General features: G+C 67.2%; 1 protein-coding gene (running past one end of the window). It reads left to right on the top strand.

The features are described from left to right. Positions 1-12,584, top strand: partial view of a scabin-related ADP-ribosyltransferase gene (locus BLW84_RS29705; protein WP_093271903.1) — the end only. 22,867 nt of this gene lie to the left of the window's left edge; the window shows 12,584 of its 35,451 coding nt (coding positions 22,868-35,451); its start codon lies off the left edge, out of view; the stop codon is at positions 12,582-12,584.

The following is a 12,584-nucleotide window of genomic DNA, read 5'->3' as shown; positions in this document are numbered from 1 at the left end:
ATGGTGGAACCGTGCTCCAGGAGATCGTCTCCACGAGCGTGGTGAACGCCCCTGCGGCGCTTGACTTCGCGGAGCTTGCCGACTCGCTGCAGCTCGATGCCGACGACCGGCAGGCCCTGGCAGCTCTCGCCGAGTCCCTCGATCTCGATTCGGTCGGGGCCGCACTGCCCGCAGTCGCTGGGGAGCTCGGGATGTCCCCACGAGACGTTCTTCGCGTTGCCGCTCTGGCCGGCACCCATCCGAGCGTCCTGTTGCTGGTCCCGCCGCAGCCGAGCCTGGCGGCGGCAGTCGATGCGGTGGCCCGCTCGAAGGACCACTACGGTGCTTCGCCTCGGCAGTGGGTGCTCGTCGAAGGCATCCCGCTGGGGCAGAACGCGCGATCCGCCGAAGGCCGGGAACGGCTGGCGGAGCTGTTCGAGCTCGACGCAGACGAGCGGTCCTTCTTGGCCCAGGAGTGGTTCGTCGTCGAGGACGCGCTGCAGATGATGAGGGTTGAGGATGCTCCAGCGGGTTCCAGGCGGATGCACGAGCTCTTCGATTGGTTCCACGAGCTCGGACGCATTCCGACCGAGCTGGCGGAGGTCGCGGGACAAGTCGGATTGGCGCCGGCCAAACTCGCGAAGCTGGGCCGCATCCTGGGCATCGGACCGGGAGATGCGGCGTTGCTGGCCCCGGAGTGGATGCAGGGACACGGGCTCCAAGACATCATCGACACCCTTTCCATGCTCGCCGGAGTGGATACGGGATGGCAGTTCCACGAGCTCGTGTCGATGCTTGAGGGGTATGGCATCGGTTTCGCGAACTGGCGCGTTTTCGCTGAATTCGCCAGAGCCAATGGTTGGCAGGGCACCCTGCTCGCCCTGGCGGAACAGGACCTGGCCCACTTCGCGCAGATGTGGCACGAGGGACTGGCCACGGCGGCCGCACGAGTCTTCGGGTCCGAGATTGTCGAACTCGACGGCGTCGAGTGGGGCGATCCGATCTGGACCTACCGAAACGGCCAGGGCGTCGGCCACTTCCGCCGCGCCGAAAACGGTGACCAGGTGCTGTTCGTCGACCTGATCGGCGCGGCTCATCTCGGCGTCGTGCCAAACGAAGGCGATGGGGTCGCAATACTCGAATTCCAGCACTGGAACGAGAACGGTCAGTACTCCCGGCGGCTGGCGTTCACCACGGATACCGGTGAAATCGACCTGATCAATGATGACGTCCGGACTATCGACCCGGAAACCGGTGAGGTCTGGTCGCCGATTCGGTTGGACGAAGGCGAACTCTCGGAGTTCGAAAGGAGGGACGAAAATCTGCCCCACGAGTTCGCGGAGTGGTGGTTGGCGCCGGACGTGCATTTCGACCGCGTCGTCCAGCTGAGCGATAACGGACAGTGGTCGCGCACTGCCTACGCGGACGGCCGAATTGAAGTCACCGCGATCGGTGTTCCCGATGGAATCAACGTCACGGCGACGGTCGTCAACAACGAGTACGTCTGGCACGGTCCGGATGTCGTGGCCAAGACCGGGATCGGCGCGATACAGCCGGTCGAAGCGGGGCTCGCCGGTCGGCTGCGGAGGTACGAATGGTCGGAGAACCGGCCGCCGGCGGCTGTGGTCGATGTGCCCGTTGAAAACATCGTCCCGCGTCCGTTGGTGATCAACGAACCGGTGCTCGTCTATCGCATCGCCGAGCCGCCCCCGGACGAGATCTTCATGGGCACTGGCGACGTTGCAGGGGACTGGCGACCGGGCTTCTTCCCGAAGAACCCGGGGAACACGGCGCCGGACGGTCACAACGTCTCGCTGGTGGAGTACGTGCGCCTGTACACGGACGCGATGTACGTGAGCACGTCGATGAACTCGCTCTTCACCTTCAAGGGGCGCAAGTGGCGCTACTGGATCTTCGCGCCGGGCGGTATCGCCGTGAACGCGACGCTCGGCCCCGCGGCGAAGTTCAGACACGAACGCGAGATCGCCTTCGCGGGCGGCATCGACGAGAGGTTCATCATCGGTGCCGAATACATCGGTGACGAGTTCGCACTCGAAGGTGCTCCCCACAAGAAGGGCGACTTCGTCTTCAACACGGGTGTCTTCGAGGGGAATCCGGAGTACCTGCCGGAAGCTGCTTCGGCACTGATCGTGCAGGAAGTGCAGCGCCACATCCTCCAGCAGGGGAAAGAGGGTCGGGTCGTCGTCGGCTACCCGGCGCGGCTGGCGTCGTTCAAGGAGTCGATCGAGCACGCGCTGGAAAGCGGTAACGCGGAAACGTTCAACGAGGCGCTGGCCGACTTGCGGGCCGCGATCGCCCGCAACGACGGCGAAGCCACCCACGACGAGCACGACTCCGACGTCGACGAGGCGTCTGCCTTCGCGGAGGAAGGACCCCGTGACCAGTTGCGGCGACGGGTCGCGGCTGCCCGCACGAACCTCGGCAAGCTCCCCGAGGGACACTACGCCGCGCTCATCGCCCGAGCCGTGGGTATCACCAGTGCTGTAGGCCATGCGCCTCTGGTGATCGGCGAGCCCACCGCCGAACAACGCGCGCAGAAGGAGCTGATCGACGACATCACCATCCTCGTCGCCGAACGGCTGCACGCGGATGGCGATGTGGACGCCGCCAACCGACTCGCGCAGGATCTCGTCGTCGAGCACGACGTCCAACGCACCGAGGGCCTTCCCGCGGGAGCGTCGTCCGACTCCGAGATGACGGGAGCGTTCGACGATTCCTCGCAGAGCGGTTGGCAGGACGCGGGTGGCCCGTCAGGCTCGGCGGGACCGGTGGAGCACCTTCAACTCGTCGCCCACGACAACGTCCTCACGGCAGCGATCGAACAGGCCGTGCAGGCGGGTACCGACCAGGAGAGCGCTCGACGGATGGCGATCGCGCACCGCCTGGCCGGCACCGGGCTGCGCATCGAGGACCTCGCGTGGTTCGCAGGCCTCGGTGATCCCCTCACCGGCGCGGATCTCGTGCGTTTCGATGACTGGCTGCACGCCCAGGGCAGCACGCCCGGTCAGCTGCGGGCCCAGGGCTCGACCGCAGGGCGCGATACGGTGATCCGCTGGCGGTTCGGGCTGTCGGCGAACGAGCTGGCGGAACTGCAACGTGCAGGCTTCAGACCGCAGGCCGTCGTCGCTTCAGCGCAGAATGCGGGGCTTTCCAGCAACGAACTGCCCGCACTGGTGCGCTACCTCGGAGCGGGCTCGCGGGTCGATCGGCTCGAGGCGGAGCTGGCTCAGGTCAGCGGTGAAACCGGGTTGCCGCGTCGCGATCTGCTCCAAGTGGCCCTCCGGCTGTCGGTGCCGCTGTCCGTGCTGGCACCGGCGGCATCGAGCATCGCCCGGATGCGCGACAACGGTGACAGCGCGGACCTCGTCAGCGGCCAGATCCGGCATCGGCTGCGGCTGATGGAGCTGTCCCCGACGGGTTTGTCGCAGTTCAACCAGGAGTGGTTCGATCAAGCCGGTCGGGAGCTGCGGCAGTCGTTGGCGAACGCCGGACTCTCGTATTCGCAGATCCCGGACTTGGTCCGCCTGGGCCTCCGGCCGGCTGACCTGAGCATCCCAGGACTGGCGAATCGGATCGGCTACCTCGTGTCGGCGGCGAACTCCGGGCCAGATGATCTGGCAGCGGCCGTTTTCGGGGCGGGGTGGCGCGGGCACATGCCCGACGGCAGTGACTGGTTCCGCCTTCCGGCGGCGCTGGACGTGCTGCGTGGACTAGGTGTGCCCGCCGGCTCTCACCAGGCTGCCGATCTCTTGCGGTGGTTCGGCGAAATCGAGCACGTGCCGCGGGACATCACCGCCCTCGCCGCGCGGTGGGATGTGCCGGTCCAGAGCGTGGCCGAGCTGAGCAAAGAGCTGGGGATCCGGCCCGAGCTGCTGGCATCCGTCCTGCCGGACCTCCAGAGGTTCGCCCAGGGCCACGACGACTCCCTCGAAATCTTGCGAAGCGATCTGGACAATGTTCAGCTGACCGACTCCCGGCAGCGCAACCGGTTCCTCGCGGCCGCGCTGCAGCACCGCCTGGAACGCCACGACTGGGAGAGTCTCAACGACTACCTCGCGGACCAGGGCGACTTCGTCGAAGGTGCTCCTTTGGAAAGCTGGAGTGTCGCACCGGAAGATCAGCGCCGGCAGGTCGTCTCGCAATGGCGCGAGCACGAAGAGCGCCAGCGGCGCGAGGAAGTCGCGGAATCCCTGGGGATCCATGTCGCCGACGTGGACGCGCTGGTGGTCGGAGCCGATGCCTACCTGATCGAGGGCGCGCTCAGCGCCGTCGGCATGATCCCGAACGACTTGGCCGCATTCCGGGGCCTGACGACCGGGATCGGAGTCGGCAGCCTCAGCGAGTTCGTCAGGAGCCTGGATGCCGTGGACCCGAGGCTGGATGTGGGTGGTTTGATGACCATCCTGCGCCACCGCGCCGAGCTTTCCGGGATGAACGCCGAGCAGCTCAGCGAACAGCTCGAGGACCACCAGAGCCGTATCACCTCCGATGACCGCGAGGCCATCGCGGGTCTGCAGCTGGCCTGGTCCGAAATGGACTCTCAGCAGCTCGGCGTGTTCGTCGGCCTGCTCAGGGACCGCGGCTTGAACCTCGCGCAGATGCTCGGACACTTCGGCTTGGCCGCGGTCGATCCGCGGGGGGACGAGCTCGGCGTGCGAATCGCGGGTCTGCGTTACTCCAGAGGGCTGACCTTGCCCGGCTTGATGAGCTGGATGTCCAACCGAAGCACGCCGTTCGCCGCGAAGGCGGGTGAACTCCGAGCTTTCCTGCGATACCTGGATGAGAACGAGCTGTCCTTGGTGGAGTTGCGGAACGATCCGCTGCGAATGCGGGAAATAGCTGCCCGGTGGCTCGTCGACCTCGGGCCGCACGACGATGGTCCAGGAGACTTGGACGTCGTCGAAGTCGTCGAGGAAATGCACGAGCACGGCCTCAAACCGCAGGACTTCCCGCTAGCGGTAGAGGTCTTTCAGCAGAACCCGGACCCGGCACACCGGTGGGATGCGATCAGCGAGTACGCCCGGGAGAGGCACATCTCAGAGCGGATGGCGCTGCTGCTGAGCGGGCTACCGCATGCGCAGGCCGTCGAGCTGGACCTGTCGTGGCTCGACGAGAGCACGCAGCGGCGGGAGCACATCGCCGGCGTCATCTCCGACTGGTTGAGCTTCGCGGACCTGCAAGATGACGAGCTGTCCTGGTTCGGCGGAACTGGCATCGTGAACATCTCCGAACTGGCCGACTTCCAGCAGTTCGTGGCCGATCGTGGGATGACCGTGGACGGCCTCCGGAACGACCAGCAGGAGCGCACGCAGGTCGTGGCGGAGTGGGCAGCCGATCGGGCGGCGCCGATTCAGTTGACCGATGACGACTTGCTCTGGGTGGACAAGTTCGCGGGCACCGAGTGGTTCCGGCCCGACCGCGACATCCCCCGGCTGAAGCAACTGGTGCACACGCCGGACCTGCCCGACGCCGTGGTCGAGGTGACCAAGGCCTTGGGGCGAGTGCCCGTCGAGATCGCGGCAGCTGCTCGCGTCTTGCGCATCGACCCCGAGCTGCTCCTCCGGAGCGCTATCAGACTGCAGGACCTGCACCTGGAACCCGGTCGCCTCGCCGACCTGTTCGCCGCGGACCTGCGGGTGATGCAGGGCCTGATCAGCGGGCGGGGTCAGGCTCTCACGCGACTGGTGGACCAGTTCGGCGCCCGCGTGGAGGCCGTGCTCGGCGCTGTCGGCCTGCGGCACGAGGCCGAGCTCGCCGCCCTGAGCGACTTCTTGCAGGACGTGGGAGTGGGAGATATCTCCCGCACGGTGGCGCTGGACCGGCTGCAACTGCTCATGACCGAGTTCGGCAGCTCGGTTCCCGCCTTGCTGGCCGGGACCGAGTCGATGCGGCAGTCGGTCGGAAGCATCTTCGGGCGGATGAGCCGCGTTCCCGGCGACTCACTACCTGACCAGCTGAACGACTTCCACGACTACTTGCTGGAGCAGGGCATCGAAGATGACCTGACTCAGGCGGATCCGGCGGACGTCGAAGAACAACTCGAGAGGTTCTTCGAGGAGACTTCTGCGGAGAATTCCCTGCTAGCACCCCGCTACCCCGAGCCGGACCCGCCACCGTACGACCTGCCGGCCGGGGATGGCGAGGCACCATCGCAGACGCCGGAGGAGCTGCTGCCGGCGTTCGTGGAATCCGATCCGGAGCACACGCTGCAACCGGTGGACGACCCGGTGTCCGACGAGATTCGTCGGCTGGGCGAAATGGTGGGAGTCGACGGGCGGCAGCTGGTCGCGTTCAGCCGTGCACTGCACGGTGCCAGCGAGGCGGAGATCAGGCAGGTGGGCGCTGATCTCCGCAACTTCGCCCTCATCATGGGCGCATTCGGTCAGCAGCAGCGCAACACCCTGTTCGGTGCCATCGATGAGGCCACGGCGTCGGGCGAGTCCCGGCGGACGGCGTTGCGCATGCTGAACGCGTTGTTGAGCCGGGATCCCAGCGATCTGGGCGAGCTCTACGCCGAACGCGACTGGTTCGGGGCGGTCGAGCGACTCGAGCAGATGGATGCCGCGCAACATCCGGACGCGGGCACCGAGGACGTTTCCGACTACGCGAACGATCCGCCAACCGCTGCGGATTTCCGCCGCGACCTGCACGACCTCGTCGACATCTACCTGCGGGAGAGGGGCTTCGACGTCGTCCGCGATCGGGCGTTCGGCGAATCGGTCCTGAACGGGGAATCGCCGATCGCCCGGTTCGCGCGCCTGCAGCACCGGCTGGGCTTGGACTCGACCCACCAGCTGCGGAACCACATCGAGGCCACCGGGCAGATCCCGGACGGGCTGGTCGGCTTGGCCGACGCGGTCGGGCTCCCGCAAGATCGCGGATCGCTGCTGTTCAGCGCCGCGACCCAGCTGGGTGTTGATCCCAGCGCCTTGCCGTTCTTCGAGACGGAAGTCGGCGAACTCGTGCAGCGCGGCATGCCGCTCGAAGACTGGGCGCGGCGAGTCCAGGACCGGCTCGGCCAGGCCGGAGTGCCCGCCGTGGGGCTGCTGAACAGGCTGCTCAGGAGGCTGCAGCCCGGCATGGTGCAGGTGCGCGACCTGGGCGAGCTCAACGCCTACCTCGGCGCACGCGGCGAGTCGCTGGTGGATCTCATCAACCGGAGCCCGGACTCGGCGAGCAGGTGGGTTGAGAACTGGCGGGTGAGCCGGCTCGGCCTGCGGCCGGCCACCTTCGGCGACGACTACCGGCGGATGATCCGGGACTGGGGCGGGTTCGCCCAGGTGACGCGCCTGCTCGAAGACCACGGCATGGGTGTTCGAAACCGGCCGCTGCTCCTCGCGTACCTCGCCGAACAACGCGCCACCACAGCCCCGTGGGCGAGTACCCCGGCCGAGTTCTTCGCCAGGACGCACAGCGAACGCGTCTCCCCGGGCAAGGTCCTGCAGGATTGGGTCGAGCAGCGCCGGGCACCCCTGGGCCTTTCGGCCGAGCGGTTCCGCGAGCTCGCTGCTACCGGTCGCTTCTGGCCCAGCGCCCTCGCCGACCGAGTCGAGGATGCGCGGAGCAGCGGACTGGACGTCGCGAGTCTCGTTGATATAGCGGCTTTCCTGCTCCTGGACCCGCGAAGCCAGGCGCCTTGGTCGTCTCTTGGCTGGATTCTGAGCGAGTTCCCGGGGTGGTCGGCCGCCCGGTTCGCACAAGAGAATCTGCACGGGCCGTTCGGCGGCGCGCCCCTGACGGCGTTGGACGTCTACGCCACCGTGAGCCACTGGGGAGACCCCGGCGTCCTCGATGCCTACGAGTCGCGTCAGGCGAGCGCGATGGCTGGGCAGATCTCCCATCTCGGTCTCGTCGCGACGTTAACGCTGGAGTCGATCTACTCCGGCCGGATGCAGCAGCCGGATCTCCACTCCGGCTCGATCGAGGAGCGTCAGCGGGCAGCGATCGTCGCAGGGGCGGCGGCCCGCGGCCTGTCCGCGTTCCCGCAGTACCAGGGGGGAGAGGTGCGCACCTGGCGTGCGGTGCGTCAGGCCAACCCGTCGGCGGTGGGCTTGATCGTCCCGACACGTGAGTTCGTCTTTGCCGAGTCCGCGCCGCGCGAGACCGGGGTGGGCGCAGAGGAGATCGTCTACCGCCCGGCCCCGGGGCATCGATGGGCCGCCGCCCGGCAGCTACGTGCGGACGGCACGAACTACCTGGTCGGGTTGCCGCCGAACGCGATGTTCCGCGTCGTCTCGGTGGAGCCGACCAACCGGCTCGGACCGGACGGCCATCCGGTCACGCGCATCGTCTACGAGGAACTGCCGACGCACTACCGCCCGTTCTCCGATGGCCAGGACGCCCCGCCGGCCAAGCGTCGCAGGCAGCAGCAAGACCTGGATGGCAATTCCGGTGGTTCCCGCCGCGACAGTCGTGGGCGTCTGCGCGGTGGTTCCCGGCGGGCGCAGGACGAACTAGGAGCCGACGGGTCCTCGTCGACGCGCAACGCCGATGGCGTCCTGGAACGCGCGGCGCGGGTGACGCCTCGGGCCGAGTGGGGGCTGCGGTTCGCGGAGTTGCTCGCATGGCTGGAAAAGGGCAAGTGGAGCGCCGATGTGCAGCCGTCCGAGGAAGTATTGGCGATCGCCCGGGAGGCGGATGCTCAGCCGCCGCTGAGCCTCGACGTCACCGAAGGCGACCGGCGCCGGTTCCGCGAACACGTGGAACTGATCGCGCACGTGCTGCGGCAGGAGGGCCGTGCGGAGGCGTTGGATTTCGCTCGCGGTCTGGTGAAGTACACGGAGTTCTACCCCGTTCACGGCCTGCGCGGAGGCAGCCCGGAGTCGCCGGCCGACTCCGATCAGAGTCATGTCGGTGACGAGAGCTCGTCCAGTGCTCAGAGCCAGAACAGCACTGTGAGTCCCGGCGGTGCTTCAAATCGGCGGAATGACGAGCAGCGCCGTGCGGCGTCGGAATCCTCAGGGCGCCTGGAAACGATTCCCGAGTTGGAAGAACCAGCCGGGGACGAGGGCAACGAGGCGATCGGCAATCCGGACGGCGAGGACCACTCCGCCTGGCGGGACGACGGGACCGCTGCCGGTGAGGACTCCGCGGATGCGGACGCCTTGTCGCTGCTGAGGAACGCCGATGTGGACTGGGAGGAGGCCAAGCGCAAGTACCTCGGCGAGGGTGCCCTGGGGCGCGAGAAGATGCGTCAGCTGGTCGAGTACCGCAAGCGGTACGTCGACAACCTTCTCGAAGAGGTCCTGCGCGGCTACCTCGGTGCGACTTCCAGCGCGGTCGGTAGTACCGATCTCACCTCCGACTACGACGTGACCGTCGCGGGGCCGGGCGATGCGCAGGTGGTCGAGGAGTTCAACAGTCGCTTCCGCAGGGCGTGGGGCAAGGAATCGGCGACCGTCTTCGACACGAACGTCTACGCGAACGCCTTCCTGCCCGAGAAGGGCGCCCGCCGTCTGCCGATGTCGGCCGTCACGCTGGAGGGTCGTCAGAAGGTAGCCCGGGACCAGGACGTCGCCGCGCTCTCCAAGCTGAACCTGTACATGACCCAGTCCGAGTGGGCAGGCTACCTGGAGAAGCTGCGTGAACGGATCATGGCGGCCGCACCGGACGGGAACCGCGCAGAGATCGCGCGGCGCCACGAGATCTGGTCGGAAGCCCGGCAGCGCCATGACGCCGCCGCTGCACTGAACAGGCAGTCGGAGGCCAGCAGGCGGCGGACGAGGCTTCTCATGCCGAACAGCAGCGATATCCGGGTCAAGAACTCCCTCTACCCGCAGCAGATGGCCGAGGCCCGGAAGGTCGAGGCCAAGTACCGAGCTCGACGCAGGATGAGCTTGCAGATCGAGATCGCCCCGCTGCTGGATCGCCTGGCGCAGAACGCGCAAAGACTGGTCAGCTCTGCTCTCACGCACGCCGCGGAGGCATACCATTCGGCGGGCGCCCTCCGCGACGTCGTCGCCAACCAGCAGGCGGGCGGCTCCTTGAAGCTGACGGACAGCCAGTACCTGCAGTCGATGAACGAGCAGTTCGGCGACTTCCTCAAGGACCTGAAGCACTACGCGGACAACGACGGCGTAGCGATCTACCGATCCTCGAAGTACCTCAACCGCCTGATCTCCGCGGCCGAGGGCGCCCTCAGCGCGAGCCGGAGCAATCCGGATGGAGCGTACGAAGTAGCCCAGGACACGAGGTTGGCTCCGGAGATGCGGGCGCTGATGAGCCAGTTGCGCGAGCTGACCGGCGCGGACCCGGGTCTGCTCGCAATTCGCAAGGGCAAGGCGGCGCCGTACAAGCAGATGTCGGACGAGCAGCGAGGCCGTGCGGCAGTCGCTCTGATGCGGGAGATGGCGAACGGTATCCAGACCGCAGCGGAACTCCAGGAGCGCGTCACGAGGCTCGCGGTCGAGGTCAACGCGGTGGTCCGGCCCGTGAGTCACTCCTCGCCGGAGCTGACGATCCCGCAACGTCGTGGTAGCCAGGGCTCTTCGTCGTCGTCCGGATTTGGCGATGGGAACTCGCGCCGGGGTAGTGCGTCGTCGATGTCGTCGTTCGGAACCGGTGCCGGGTCGTCGCGTCGCAGTAGTGTGTGGTCGAAGTCGTCGTCCGGATCTGGCGATGGGAACTCGCGTCGGGGCAGTGCGTCGTCGATGTCGTCGTTCGGGCTTGCCGTGCCGTCGCGTCGCAGTAGCATCCTGTCCGCGCTGCTGCCCGGATCCGGTGCTTGGCAATCGCGCCGCGGCAGTCAGGAGTTCGCGTCGTCGCATGGATTCGGTGCGGGGCCGCTGACGGACGAGCCGATCGCGGAGTCGAGCGAAGAGGCGGAGTACCGCGGCGATGAGCGCACCGGCCGTGAGGTGCGGGAGCGCGACAGGTCCGTTGACGATGACGCGCAGGCTGAGAACCGGGAGCCGTCGTCTGGTCATCCACAGTCGGATGACTCCGACGCCGCTGAAGTCGATAGGCGGGACGAGGTCCGGCAGGGGAAGCGACCGTCGCAGTCGGCTACGACCGAGATCGGTGGCCCCGGGACAGACACGTCCGAGACGCCGGGTGCGCGTGCGGCTGCCCAGGTGGAGGCTGAGGTCGAAGCGTACGTCGCAGAGCGTCGGGCGACGAACTCCGTGTACATTGTGGACCGTTCGAGGCTGAGCTCCTTCCACGAGCGCCTTGCAGCCGCGCTGACCCAAGATGATGCCGAGACTGAAAGGCGGATAATCACTGAGCTGCGCGCGGCGTTGCGGGGGAAGCGCTTCACCGGTGGGACCGGTCTCCTCGGCGGAACACCGTCCTCTGGGAATGACTCGTCAGAGGAGCGTCCGGTGGTGACGCCACCGGACGGCGGCCTGGATTGGGACTTGGTCGTGGAGGAGGACCGCGAGCGCGGGTTCGTGTTGGCGAAGCCCGGCACGGTCGTCTATCGCGCGCTGGACGAAGGCCCCGAGCTTGTGCTGCAGCATGGCCTGCGCCCGAAGTCTCCCGAAAACATCAGTTCGCTGACGTCTCACGTCAAGACGTCCGGTCGTTCACAATTCGTGTCGACCACCTATGACGCCACGTATCGGCACAATAAACGCCGGTACGTGTACGAGGTCAGGACCTCGAAGCCGGGAATCGACGTAGGTGAGACCTTCAAGAAATGGGAGGAACGTTACTCGTTCTCATGGGAAAAGGAGATCGCCTATATAGGCACGATCCCGGCGGGGGACATCCTGAGCGTCACCGACTACGAGACAAACCCGGGTAAGAAGGTCTACCCCGCACCCGAACGACCCGATGGCGCTGGTCGGTCGCAGGACTCGCAGGCATCCGAAGGCTCGGACGCGCGAGGGGATGACACACGCGACCAGGGAGGCCGCAGCGGTCGCGACATGTCGGCTGATGAATCTGCCGGCGAGGCGTCATCGAGCGCGCAGCAGGCCGTAGAGGACCCGGCGGGTCCGGACTCGCCGGAGCATGGCGCGGATGACCGGTTGATCGGTGAGTCGGATGGCGAGTCCGGCAGTGGCACGGCTACCGGGGCCGACGTGTCTGCCGGGACGTTGGCGGTCCCCGGGCATGAGGCCGGAGCGGATTTGGTGCACGAGGCGGACCCCGCCGACAATGGGCTCGGCAGGTTGGCCCAGCGCAAGTTCGACGTCATCTCCGCCCGCAAGCGGCTCGACAAGTTGGCCCAGCGCAAGTTCCGCGAGCTCACCACCCGGGCTCGGCAGATCACCGCCGGTGTGGCCGGCCAGCCGCTCTACATCGGCGATCCCACCCCGGTGCAAGCCGCGCGAATGGCGTTGATCAACGATATCGTCGTTCTGGTTACCGACAGCCTGTACACGAGTGGTGAGCAAGCCGCTACCGACAGAGCCCACGCTCTCGCCGCCGAGTACGGTCTCCAGGCCCCCGGCGGTCTTCCCAGCGGGGCCAGGTCCGACACGGAGGTGCTGGAGGAGCTGTCTCCCCTGGGATCGAGTGATGCGGCAAACGTCGTGGCCGAGGAGCCGGTCGTGGTGGGCGGGGAGGCATCGCATGGATTCGGTGCGGGGCCGCTGACGGACGAGCCGATCGCGGAGTCGAGCGAAGAGGCGGAGTAA

This window comes from Saccharopolyspora shandongensis, assembly GCF_900106995.1.
GTDB lineage: Bacteria > Actinomycetota > Actinomycetes > Mycobacteriales > Pseudonocardiaceae > Saccharopolyspora > Saccharopolyspora shandongensis.
Note: the sequence above shows the minus strand (reverse complement) of the source record. Positions and strands in the feature narration are given on the sequence as shown.